Source organism: Dyella sp. LX-66, assembly GCF_018599165.1.
GTDB lineage: Bacteria > Pseudomonadota > Gammaproteobacteria > Xanthomonadales > Rhodanobacteraceae > Dyella_D > Dyella_D marensis.
This window is the reverse complement of the sequence record NZ_JAHFVJ010000009.1, coordinates 171,357-183,780: the sequence shown is the minus strand read 5'-3', so window position 1 is coordinate 183,780 and position 12,424 is coordinate 171,357. Positions and strand designations below refer to the sequence as shown.

Genomic DNA, 12,424 nt, shown 5'->3' with positions numbered 1-12,424 from the left:
GGTAGCCGCGCTCGTTAACTTGTTTGACCGCTTCAGCTTTGAACTCGTCGGTGAAACGTTTGCTGGTCATAGATCCTCCGATCCTCAATAGACACTATCAGGTGTCTACGGAATCGGGGGCGTACCAGGCTTCTGGCACGATGTACGCAACGACGATGCAGATAGACCCGCGCTTTGTCGAAGCAGCAAAACTACCCGATTCGTCAAGGAAGACATGCATACTCATGCGTCCGGCGGCTTAGTGGTCGAGAATCTACAACGACACCGAGAGAATGAGACGTCCTATAGATTCTCACAGGCATAACGACGTCTTGTCCAAACATCGCAACTGTATAGGACCATCGAAATAGGTGGCGTCCAATGGGAAGAAATTTCCGACGGGCGTCAACTACACTGCGTACGGCTAGGGGAGCGGCTGGATACCGTTCGAGAACGCGTCGATCGCTGCAAGAAGCTCGCGGCGCGGCTTGTAGTTCTTGTAATGGGCGGTATCCGCTAGACGATTGGTTTTGACTAACCGAACCTTTAGACGCTCAATCTCAATTTCACGACAAGATTGCGCAAGCGCTCAATCGCGTCAGCGAAGCGGACTTTTACCTCTGAAGACACTCGGGCTTCTGCTAGCGCGACCTGCACGAGATCGATTTCCTTAATGTAAGCACCTGGCGCTGCATGCGCGATCTGGACACAGCTTGCTATCTCGGCCCGGATTTGCGGGTCTCTACCGGCATAGGCAGGGGCGTCCATTATTGCGCACCAGCGGTTCCAAATGCGGCGACGACGAAATTCAAGATCAAAGATACGCGTCTGCACGATGCTACCGTCCACATCCGTGGCCTGGAGCACGTCATCCATCAATTCCGCAAGACGTTCGAGTTCCAAGGCTAGTGCCTTCGTAGCCTCCCTCGTGTCTAGCGCCTGCTCTCTACGACGAGAAAGGAGCCATCCGAGCATGCTCGACAGGAGAGGGATATTCATTCCTATGTCGCCTTCCGCTGTGCCACTAGGATCATGAAGCTTACGTAGCTAATCACCGCGCCATATTACGAAGTTAGCGCGGCAAAAGTAACAATCCAAGGTGCGCACGCCGTTGACATTGATCGATGCACGCACCTACGCACCAAGGCGTATCGCTAAGTATTAACCGACGTACCGCCGCCCAGGAATTCATGAACGCTCGCCCCGTATACTGGCGGATCGAAACATGGATAGGTCAACGAGCCACCCACGGTGGCTGCGTGCACCGGCTGGAACGCATCACTAGGACGATAGAGTCTGATCAGTAGACCGATTCGCGCTGATCATCGGACCGATGGTGACCACGTGTGCCGATATTGGTGCTCAGTCCGGCCGGCCGTGATCGCCATGGGGCTGCTCTAGGTAAGCAATTGGCTCCTTCAATGCATGGCACGAAGCTATTCCCGCACATCTTCGCATGTTCTTGCGTTACGCCGGGAATGGGATTGTTGGTTCGCAGTTGGGACATGCTATGTATCAATGAGATGCCGATTTAGGCGCCCACCTGACATCTTGGCGGGGAGCTAAGTAATGCTTGTCTGCCTACGTGCGCCGTAGGTGAAATCCGACAAAATTCTGTCGCCCGAAGGTGTATGCTGTCTTAGACAACTAACCGGCAAGGACATCCGGTTTGCTGCTGCTGGCGGTAAGCGCTTCTCCGTCACTTGAAGCATCAATGTCACCGCTCAACGCCAAGGACCAGGTATGAGGCATGCATGACATCACCCCGTAACGATGCCCGCGTCTTGTACGCACCTTAGTGCGTCGCGCCATCTGCCCAATCCATAGCGGCTAGGGCAGTCACTTCTACTCTCGATGCTCTCAATGACACGTCAGTTCGTGGCATTGCCCCTTCGTGTTCGATGGAGAACTTCATGGCAAGGAAAGCGAAGTCAGATTTGTTGGTTGACGATGGTGCCCCATCATCCAGGCCTCTTTTGCTGGAGCGCGCGATGATCTTGATGGTGGGCGCCGTTCTCGCGCTAGGTGCTTCACTGGCCTACGCGCAAACCGACCCAGACCCCTACGACTACACCATTGCTGGAGGGGATGGGACGATCTATCCGCATGCGGACGATGCTTGTCGGGCGGCCTACCAGGCGAACATTCCTCTTATTCACGCAGCGGCCCCGGACGACGGCACCAGCACGACGACAATTCTTCCGTATGAGTCGCCGACGCTCAACCCGACGTACTCAAACCCACCATCGATGATGGATTACGACTGCTATACCAAGTATCGAATTACCCAGAATTCGAATACTTCTATTACGTCGGATGGCAGCTTCTACAACTTGATCATGGGCGCGCAGAAGGAAGTGCCTTGTCCGGACGGCCAGGTGAAAAACGAGTTCACCGGGAAGTGCGAGGACCCCAACCAGGACCAGGACCGCAAGGAGTCCGGCGACCCGACGGACGTACCGCTTGGCGGCGTGGTTACCTGTGCGGGTAATCCCGTCAGCATTTCCTCAGGCAATAAGTTCCAGGAAGAAGAAGACTTTCGCGACGGCAATGGTGAGCTTGAGTTCAAGCGCTACTACAACGGGTTCAGCGGTGCCTGGACGCATAGCTATGGCATGACGCTGGACACCGACGGCAATACGCTGCTTCTGACCTCCGAGGACGGCCGCTCTTCGATCTTCACCTTGACCAACGGTGTGCCGGTGGGGGAGCCCACGGAGCAGGGCAGCCTCCAGAAGGTCAATGGGCAGTGGGTCTACAGCGCGCCCGACAACACGAAGTCCACGTTCGATACGCTGGGCTTTCTCGTGGGCAAGCAGCTGGCGGACGGCCGTACACAGACAATCAGCTATGCGTTTCAGTCGACAGGCAAGATCGCATTTACCGTCACCGACTCCGGTGGAAGAACGCTCCAGTACGTAACGAGCTGGTACCGCGGCCCCCTTGAGAGCCTGACGGCAGGTGGCATGACGATCACCTATACGCTCGGTACGAACAACGTCATCACGCAGGTTGCGAAGTCCTGGGGTAACCATTCCACAACCCGGACCTATGTCTACGAAGACACCAACAACCCCACGCTGTTGACCGGCATTGTCGATGAGCGGGGTGTCCGCTTCGCCACTTGGCATTACGACAGCCAAGGCAGGGCTATCTCGAGCGAACACGCCAACGGTGCGGAGAAGGTCTCGCTGGCGTATCAGGCCGATGGTTCGGTGGTGGTGACCAATTCGCTGGGTCACAACGTCACCTATCGGTATCAGGTCATCCAGGGTATCAAGCGTGTCACGGCCATCGAGGGCGAGCCGACGGCTGGTTGTCCGGCGAGCAACAGCACGTATACCTATACCGCTCGCGGCCAGGTCGAAACCAAGACCGATGCCCTGGGAACGGTGACGGCCTATGAGTACGACACGCTGGGCCGTGAGACCAAGCGCGTGGAGGCGAAGGGGACTGCGCAGGAGCGGACCATTACCACCACCTGGGACACCACTCGATTCCTGCCCTTGACGGTCACTACGCCGGACCGGGTGACGACCTACACCTACGATGCCCAGGGACGCCAGATCTCTGAAAGCATTCACGCTATCAAGGCATGATAGACATGAAGAAGAGGATTCTTTGCAGCGTCGTTGCGCTGAGTCTGTCCGCTACTGTGGTACACGCGACTACCCCGGACAGGGCCTCCATAAAGACCTACAACGCACAGGGCCTGGTCGCGAGCGTCGATGGACCGCGAACCGATGTGAGCGACGTCACCCAGTACACCTACGATACGTCCGGTCGCTTGTCGACCGTGACCGATGCGTTAGGGCATGTGACCTCGTTTGACACTTATGACATGTATGGCAACCCGGGCCGATCGATGGATGCCAATGGCGTCGTAACGACCATGGCCTACACCCCTGAAGGGTGGCTTCAGTCCACCACCCGGGACAGCGCGGGGACGCCTGCGACTACGACGGTGACCTACAACGCGATCGGTGACGTGGTGCAGACCAAGGATGCCGACGGCGTAGTGGTGGGCTACACCTATGACGACGCACGCCGCCTGACGGACATCGCGGATGCCTTCGGTAACCATATCCATTACACCCTGGATACAGAGGGAAACAGGCTGAAGGAGGAGATCTTCGACGCCTCTGGAGCGCTCAAACGTAGCGTTGCCCGCACCTTCAACAGCCTCAGTCAGCTGCTGACCGTCACCGACGCCCTGCAGCATACGGTCCTCACGTATGCCGCCACCGATGGCTACGACGCGGCGGGCCACCCGCAGCACAGCAGCGACGCAGCGGGCATTCAACGAAAGCTCGGCTATGACGCGCTGGGTCGCCTGGTGAGCACCATCGAGAATTACAACGGCACGGACACGGCATCGCAAAACAGTCAACGCGTGGTGTCCTACGACAGCAGCGACCAGGTCGAAGGCATTGGCGACCCGGACGCTATCGCGACCGTCTACGACCGCAATGGCTTAGGTGACCTCAAGTCGTTCCAAAGCGCCGATACCGGCACGACGGCCTACACCTACGATGCCGCGGGTAATGTGCTCACTCGCCTGGATGCGAACGGGAATACTCGAACGTTTGCCTATGACGCGCTCAATCGTGTCACGGGCGTGAGCTTTGTCGACACCACGCTCAACATCTCTTATAGCTATGACGAGCCGAACAGCGTGACCGGGTGCGCGAGTTCCGTACCCATTGGGCGCCTGACTCGCATTCTCGAAGGTGCAGTCAGTACGACCTACTGCTATGACGCCCGTGGCAACGTGGTTGAAAAGCGTCAGGCCCAGGGTCGGGCGACCGACACGACCCGTTATACCTATACGCTGGCGGGCCGCCTCAGCAGCATGACGACCCCGGGCCAGACACTGGTTCAGTACAGCAGGGATCTCGCTGGCCGGATAACGTCGGTGTCCACCACACCTATTCATGGTGCAGGTTCGACCGTCGCCAGCAACATCGTCTATCTGCCGTTTGGTCCCATCACGAGCTACACCCTTGGCAACGGTCAGGTGGTAACCCGCACCTATGATGCGAACTACCAACTTGCAGACATCGCTAGCCCGATTTTCAACTGGCATGTTAGCCGCGATGCGATGGGCAACATCATCGCGCTCGGTGATGCTGCTGGGGCAAATCCCGCAACTGAGACGTATCAATACGACCCACTTTACCGGCTCGCTCAGGTCAACGATGCGAATGGTCAGGCGATTGAGGCGTATACCTACAACAAGACGGGGGATCGACTAACCAAGACGGCGTCCGGCACAGGAAGCGGCCTTTATACGTACGACGCCGATACGCATCACCTCACTTCCATTGGCAATCAGGCTCGGTTATATGACGCCAATGGCAATACAACAGGAAGTGCGGTCGGCGGCGACGCGTTTGGCTTTACATACAATGGCCGCAACCGTCTGGTAAGTGTGCTCCGCAATGGTCGTGTTGTAGGTACCTATGTCTACAATGCGCTGAATGAGCGGGTTGCTAAATCAGCTACTTTCCCTCAAGTAGTCAATCAGCGCTTTGTGTATGACGAGGGGCATCAAATCCTGGGTGAATATGGCGATGCCTCGCGAGATTACGTTTGGGTGGATGACCTTCCCGTTGCAGTCATTGATTCCACAGCGACATCGAGCGCCACGAGCTACGTGGTGTCGGATGGGTTGAATACGCCTCGTGCGGTGAGCGATGGCGCGGGAGCGACCGTTTGGCAGTGGTCGTACAAGGGTAACCCCTTCGGCGAGCAACAGCCAACCAGTACCAGTGGCTTTGTCTACAATCTCCGGTTTCCTGGTCAGTACTACGATTCCGAAAGCGGTCTCGGTCAGAACGTCAATCGTGACTACGAAGCGACGACGGGTCGGTACATTGAAAGCGACCCCTCTGGCTTGATGGGCGGCATGGCTACCTACGCTTATGTCGGCAATCAGCCGTTGACGTACGAAGACTTACTCGGTCTTGCTCCTGGGCACCATGAGTTTCCTCAGTCGATATGGCGCGGCTTACAGAACTTGTCTCGTGACGCGTCAAGGCTATTTGACGATGCTGTGATCAACCCTGCAACTAGACACGGATGGTCTAGGCAGCATGCCGCGTACAACAGAATCGCCAGGCAGGCATGGGATAGGTTTTGCCAGTCGACTCGGGCCAATGCGGATGACATCTCAGAGGAGGTCGCGCAGGACTTTCTTGACTATCTGCGTCAGCACCCGGAGATAGCCAGGTTCAATAGCCAGGTTCGTACAGGTGAACCACTATCTATGCCTGACGAGGCAGCTCCATATCCCGAACTGCCTGCTCCGCCTCCCGTTGCGGAACCACCGGTTGTTGAGCCGCCGATTATTGAGCCTCCTATTGTTGAGCCCATCTTCATTCCATGAAGTCGAGCCAGGTACTTTTACATGCAAAAATTTTCAGGAAACGGCCGTTTTTTGGGGCAGCGTGTGTCCGAGGGGCCTGCGGTCATCGGTGGAACTTGCAGGCTTCAGGGCGCCATATCCCCCAATACAGGATTGCCCCTTACCCAGCATGCGGCAGTGAAGTTGGGGGCGTCCGGATTCGCCATTCCCAACTGGGATGTGCCTGAGGTCCATTTCCTTTACTCGTGGAAATGTTGTATCAGTCAGGGAGATCTCAGCTACCGATATGCGTCCGGTCGGCTAGAAATCATTGAATACACGGCAGGAACTGAGGATTTCGCTGGCTTTCCCTATGATGGCTATCCTGTGGTCTTTCCCGCTGCCCAGTTCCTCCTCCGGCCGATCCCGGAGGAGGATCAAGAAATCATTGCGCGACTGAATAACACAGAGCTTGACCAAGGCTTCAAGTTCGAAAACGCAAGAGCCGGTCAGCTTTCAATTCCAACTCACCAGTTCGGCGGCAGGCCGTTCCTTCTCAATCCCCTAATGGATGAGAAGCGCTGTGTGGTATGTGGAGATGAGATGGTTCTGGTTGCCTCTATCGGGAACGAATCCTTTTCGCATGACGGCGGGTTTTTCGGGAACGACTTTGTCCAACTGGTGTTCTTTGCCTGCAATCGTTGCCAGGTGCTGTCGGCTGTCAATGTGGCCAACTGATGAAGTCAATGTTGCCGCGAGCGTTGCGGATTTAGTTCCTTCGAGCGCCGTCGCGACGAACACTCGAACTACCCACCCAGCCTCACAGTGAGGCCCGTTCCAAGGTCTCTGGCTGTGACGAATGACCAAGAATACCGGGCGGCGCCTTTGGTGATCGCCATCGATATGGTGGCACTTGTCGGTATAGGGCTACCGCTGATCACGGAACATCGGTCCGCCTGATCAGTTTCGCCGATGCACGCACGGTGGCAATTGTTTTTGCTGGCGTCAGTTTTCTGACGATGTGCAGGAGATTGCGTTCGTACACATGGCTTCGCTAGAGAAAGAAAGGGACAAAAAAATGGCCCCGCCGAAAGCGGGGCTGTTCTCTTAATGAACTGGCGATGCCGAATGCGCCTCGGCGTTATATGTAGTGGTGAGCGCGACTGTCTCGTGGCAAGCCATACACCGGAAAGTTTGTTGTCGCCTCTGGGCACGCGGCCCATCGTCCTCTCGCTCCCTGTGTATCTCTTCTATCCCACTGGCCGCCACCAATGATCTTCAGAGATCAGAATCGAGAGGAATAACTTCTTTCTCAACCTGCGCGCCAATGGTCTCTTGTGCTTTGCGCAGGTCGTACGAAGACTGAAGGTTCATCCACAGCTCGGGGCTCGTTGAGAAGTACTTTCCAAGCCGAACTGCAGTCTCTGCTGTGATGGAGCGGCGCTCCTTCACAATTTCGTGGATACGCGTCGCCGGAACTCGTAGCGCCTGTGCCAGGGCGTTCGGCGACATCTGAAGCGGAGCGAGGTAATCCTCTCGGATTACCTCCCCCGGATGAATGGCACGCATGCCATTGACTACCATTTTTTGTTTCCTCCTCAGTGGTAATCAACCACTTCAACATCGAAGGCGTTTCCATCCTGCCATCTGAAACAGATGCGGTATTGGTCGTTGATCCTGATGCTGTACTGGTTTTCGCGATTACCTTTGAGCAACTCGAGCTTATTTCCAGGTGGAGACCTAAGGTCATTGAGTCCCTTCGCCGCGTCCAGAAAGCCCAGCTTCCGTTCTGCAACTTTCCTGATTCCCTGCAGCGCCTTAGGACAACGCCCGGCGATAAGCTCAGCTGCACTCTTGCCTTTTGTGGATTGGATCATCTGAGTACTTCCTTATAAGCAAATTTATTGTCTTGACATCAAGCATGTTGGTCGTCCTTCTAGTGGTGGGTTCAATTTGATAAGTCGATCTGCCAGCAGCGGCCTATGCCATCGCAGGCCCAACAAATCTGTCTAACGTGATCGCCATTTTTCAGGCGTGATGAGAGGTGTTCTGACTTGTCTGCGGAGGCCCGCAGGTAGGCAAGCGTCCCGACCTACAACTGAACTATATTACGTATTGCGTAATATGTCAAGCGGTCATTTGTTCAGGCTGCCACGCCACGCGCATGCCGCCCACCTGCATGCGCGCACATCCTGCTCAGACTCGTGAAATCCGGAGTCAGTCCCCTGCGCAAGCGGCAAAAGGGCACAAGCAATCGTGCCGAGGCACAGCCGGCTTGATCAAATGCGATACGTGCACCGATCTAGGGCGAGGGCTGACGCGCGTTACCGGCATTCTCCAGGAGGATTTCCACGACGTCCTGGGCCATCCCCAGTCGCAGTGCTTCCTCTGGGGTAAGTCCGTTGAGTTGCGGCCGCGCCTCTCTCATCCATTTATCCAGCACTTCAGCTCCCCCCATGAGAGGTGCGAATTTCTCGACAAATAGGCCGGCGGTATATTCGAAGTCGCCAAGCTTGCCGTTAACTGGACCTTCCCGAGCTATGGGTTGATGGCGGAGGCGTGTACCTCCGATCTCATTCTCGATCTTATGCAAAGCCAAGATGTGATCCGTCCCAATATCTGCCGCGTCTGGGAGTACCAGAACGACACGGTCAAGGACCGATTCAAGGTAGCGAATGTCTCCGACATCTACACCGAACGTCGGTACGTATGTCATGGGTACCAACAGCTTGAACTTAACCACGCCCCTTTCAAGAATGCGCAGCTCAAAAGCTACGGGTTCCACATCGGCGTTAGGGATATAAGCTTCGAACGTGAAGCCTTTCTGCTCGAGCATTCCATATAGAAGCATTGCTCTCCCCTTGATCCGGCAGTCATCTCGCCTAAGAAGGTGCAGTCGACGGAGCACTAGCTACTCTTCTTCGCTCCTGGACCTCTGAATTCTCTCTTGGTAGAGCGGCGCGAAGCGCTGCAAGAAGTCAAACATCGCTCCTCGGAAGCGAAGGGCTTCACCAGGCACGGATACGTCGAGGAACCTGGCGATAGCGATGGCATAGATCAACTGCTTCGCGGTGGGTGGTTTGATATCGGAGTCAACTAGCTCCGCAATTCGCTCCATCAAGCGCACCTCAAAGACATGCCGGCTTTGAGGTGTAACGCAACGCTGCAGCTGGATTCCCAGGGCCTCGCGTGTCGCAAAGTCCAATGGAAGGTTCAGCGATATATCGAGATCATCGTCCACTAGCCGAAGTGCCATGGCCGCCTCCTGATACATATATATAGACTACATATATAGGCGTAGTCGTAAAAGTGCCGGCCCCCTACGGTCGCGGCATGGATAGCGATGCGCTCCGAATTAGCCTGGGACTTACCATCAGAGCCCGCCGGGAGTCTATGGGCTATAGCCAGGACACTTTTGCGGACGCTATCGGCATGCACCGCGCCTATTACGCATCGATCGAACGGGGGAAGCGTAATCTCACGCTGTCGACGCTCGTACGAGTCGCCCAAGGTCTCGGTATCCGACCTAGCAAGCTTCTGGACCAAGCAGATAAGTAAGGAAGGTTGAGCGGCTGTCCTTCTGAAAGAGCTTATTGACGCGATCTCGGTTACCCATAGGACGACGTTCCGCGCGAGCCGAGGTCCCCGCCCTAGATGGGTAGGTTGTATGGGCCTTTTGCCCCCCCCTTTCCGATCACGACGCTGCAGGGCACCCCGTGTTTGAAGAACGGAGGCCAGTCTGGCCCCTCGTAAACAGTGCGGCTGAATCCTGGAATGTGCCCTAGGAGATCGAGTCTCCGTTCCTGGCTACGACCAGGCGTCGCGGTATCCGGTGGCCCCAAGCCACCTCACAAACATCTGGATGTCCACCAAAGGAGAGGCGGCGACGGAAAGCTCCTGAGACTGGCTGGAGGACCAATAATCCTCAACTGAGAGGAGATGAGCCTCCGGCCTTCCGTCATAGAGCATCGTGGACTTCCAATCATAGATTCGAATGAAGCGCCGTTGAGCGTCTTCAAAGAGGTAGCTTCCGCTCACCTTGTTATCGGCCGACCCGGGGCCTGGAGCGCCGAAGCGAAGAATCAGGTCACGTGGCGCTATCTGAAGAAATCCACGCAGCGATAATGGATTGCTGCTAGCCGTAACGAGTGAGAACACTGACGCCCCCCCGATTCCTCCGACACATGGACTGTGCCATGTCACTGTCCCAGCGATCGACATGAGATGCACACCGGCCTTATCCGAGGAAGGATTCATTAACAATGAAAATCACTGCCTCGATCCTATGCACGAGCTAGAAGATGGACGCCCCCCTGTTCGCAGTTATCGCCATCCACCACACGGAATCACGGGAGCACTTGGCTGTTCAGAACGATAGCCGTGAACCTCAGAACGACCTGTTTCAACCATGGCCTCTCGAACAAGATGCCAGAGAGTCCTTTCATCGGGCACGAGCTTCCGAAGTAAGCGATGCATGTCCTCCAAATCGGAGATAGGTTGAAGATATCCCGGATGATCCTCAATCTCGAGAATGGCTATGCAAAGAGCTTTCTCGATCATAAGGGTCTCGCGCGAACTGAGGGATGTCATCGCCTGCCTCCTATAGATGCCCGCGTCCTTCAAGCGGGGGACCCGTAAACTCTTCTTACTACGTAATCTCAGAACTTATAGCGGAAGAGTCGCTTCGCCGTAGAGCACCTGCGGCGACCAGCTGCCCAGCTGCGAAGTACGAGTTACGATTCTTGCCCGCCAGACTCTAGTGAGTCGGTAGCCTTCCTGTTGAATGACGCTTCTAGCCGCCACCGCATCGACAGTGAGGCTCGTTGCGCACGACGGTCCAAGTTCTCTCAAGTAGATCGGTGCCCATCTGACGTTCCAGTAGCTAATTTCGCCGATAGCGCGATCATCGAGTTCTATATCTGCGCCACCAGGACGCGGCCTTGCTCTTAGCGACGCGTTCTTTGTACGTACCGCTGTGACGTAGGGCCTGCGCTCCATCAGCTCATCATGCATGTACCCCATGCCTTCGCGACCGATAGCAACAAGAGGAAGTATGAGAGACCTACCGGAATCGTCTACATAGACGACGACTTCCTGAGGACGGACATGGAGGTCTCCGCTCTGGTCTCGATCGCTCCCTGCGCATCGGTAACACTCATGGTGCTCCATGATGAACTCAATATCACCCTCCCCAATGACTGCGTCTTCATCGATAAGGATGGATACAAGGGAAAGATCAACCGCGTGCTCCTCATCCTGCAACAGCGAAGCGTCAAGCTGAAGAAGCCGACGACCACTATGCGCGGCTTCAAGAACACGATCCAGCTGATCGATCATTCCCTTGAAGTCCTCCGAACCCGAAGATATCGGCGCGCGAATTGATGACGCCCAAGAAGGTGCAGCATCCGGCGGCATCCTTAGGAAGAAGGAGTCCGAAGGACCTGCCGCCCGAGCGCTATCCATAAGTACATCCGGTGTTACGCGATCTAGCTCGGCAGCGTAGGCCAACGTTCGTAAATAGGCCGACCGCGCCAGGTGCCCCCTGCGTCCGACAAAATGACCCATGGCGTGATCACGATTCCAGGTATCAAAGTAGCTAAACTGGCCATCCGTCACCTCGTGCAACGATCCGAGCTGCTGAAATTCATGCGACCACTGCCGCATGAGATTGCATCCCATGTAGCGGCCCAGCCCGTATAGGCGCTGACGAAGATAGTTTGGAAGCAACCACGGCTCCCTATCGATATCTTTAAACTCGTCCTTACTCGACGAATCCGCCGGGCCACTATGGCGCGGCGAAACCGACACAAGCTCGGGCGTGACACCGAAGATATCCGTCAAATAGATATCGGAAAGCAAGGATGGCTTTCGAATTGCTGCAAGCACATCGCTGGACCGCACGAAGGGGCTACGACCGGCCAGCATCAGAACGGAAAGGACCTCCGCGACTTCTGATTCGAGCTCCTGGCCGCGGAGCCAGTCCAGAAGTTCACCCGCCACAACCGAACCAAGATCGCCTGAATTGATCGCATCGGCAATCGCGTGGGCCGTAAGCAGCTTATGGCTAGCGATCGGCATTCGAAGACGCCGTATCGCCGT

At 56.0% G+C, this 12,424-nt stretch carries 10 protein-coding genes; 4 read left to right on the top strand and 6 right to left on the bottom strand.

The annotated features are described in order from the left end of the window. Window positions 1-525 precede the first annotated feature (525 nt). Window positions 526-978: a hypothetical protein gene (locus tag KK141_RS17365; protein ID WP_214571241.1), complete on the bottom strand. Its 453-nt coding sequence runs from the start codon at window positions 976-978 to the stop codon at window positions 526-528. 914 nt (window positions 979-1,892) lie between these two features. Here KK141_RS17365 and KK141_RS17360 point away from each other — a divergent pair. Genes KK141_RS17360 through KK141_RS17350 form a run of 3 tightly spaced genes read left to right on the top strand, consistent with a single transcriptional unit; the run spans window position 1,893 to window position 7,063 of the window. Next, entirely contained in the window at window positions 1,893-3,578 is a 1,686-nt protein-coding gene (locus KK141_RS17360; protein ID WP_214571240.1) for a DUF6531 domain-containing protein, read from the top strand. Between the two features lie 5 nt (window positions 3,579-3,583). Beyond that, window positions 3,584-6,367 (top strand): RHS repeat-associated core domain-containing protein, encoded by a 2,784-nt coding sequence (locus KK141_RS17355; RefSeq protein WP_214571239.1) that lies wholly within the window; start codon window positions 3,584-3,586, stop codon window positions 6,365-6,367. A gap of 21 nt (window positions 6,368-6,388) precedes the next feature. Continuing rightward, window positions 6,389-7,063: a hypothetical protein gene (locus KK141_RS17350; protein WP_214571238.1), complete on the top strand. Its 675-nt coding sequence runs from the start codon at window positions 6,389-6,391 to the stop codon at window positions 7,061-7,063. Between the two features lie 540 nt (window positions 7,064-7,603). Here the strand turns inward: KK141_RS17350 and KK141_RS17345 are convergent. The 4 genes from KK141_RS17345 to KK141_RS17330 form a co-directional block, all read right to left on the bottom strand. Further along, window positions 7,604-7,894 (bottom strand): HigA family addiction module antitoxin, encoded by a 291-nt coding sequence (locus KK141_RS17345; RefSeq protein WP_250901830.1) that lies wholly within the window; start codon window positions 7,892-7,894, stop codon window positions 7,604-7,606. 29 nt (window positions 7,895-7,923) lie between these two features. Beyond that, a complete protein-coding gene (locus tag KK141_RS17340; protein ID WP_214571236.1) occupies window positions 7,924-8,202 on the bottom strand; it encodes a type II toxin-antitoxin system RelE/ParE family toxin in 279 nt (92 codons plus the stop codon). A 425-nt stretch (window positions 8,203-8,627) separates the two neighbouring features. Further along, a complete protein-coding gene (locus tag KK141_RS17335) occupies window positions 8,628-9,176 on the bottom strand; it encodes a hypothetical protein (protein ID WP_214587351.1) in 549 nt (182 codons plus the stop codon). A 60-nt stretch (window positions 9,177-9,236) separates the two neighbouring features. Continuing rightward, window positions 9,237-9,581, bottom strand: coding sequence for a hypothetical protein (locus KK141_RS17330; RefSeq protein WP_214571234.1), 345 nt, complete (start codon window positions 9,579-9,581; stop codon window positions 9,237-9,239). A 77-nt stretch (window positions 9,582-9,658) separates the two neighbouring features. On the opposite strand from KK141_RS17330, the gene KK141_RS17325 reads away from it, so the two are divergent. Then, entirely contained in the window at window positions 9,659-9,883 is a 225-nt protein-coding gene (locus KK141_RS17325; RefSeq protein ID WP_214571233.1) for a helix-turn-helix transcriptional regulator, read from the top strand. A gap of 1,107 nt (window positions 9,884-10,990) precedes the next feature. On the opposite strand, the gene KK141_RS17320 is transcribed toward KK141_RS17325, so the two are convergent. Further along, window positions 10,991-12,403: a hypothetical protein gene (locus KK141_RS17320; protein ID WP_214571232.1), complete on the bottom strand. Its 1,413-nt coding sequence runs from the start codon at window positions 12,401-12,403 to the stop codon at window positions 10,991-10,993. Window positions 12,404-12,424 lie beyond the last annotated feature (21 nt).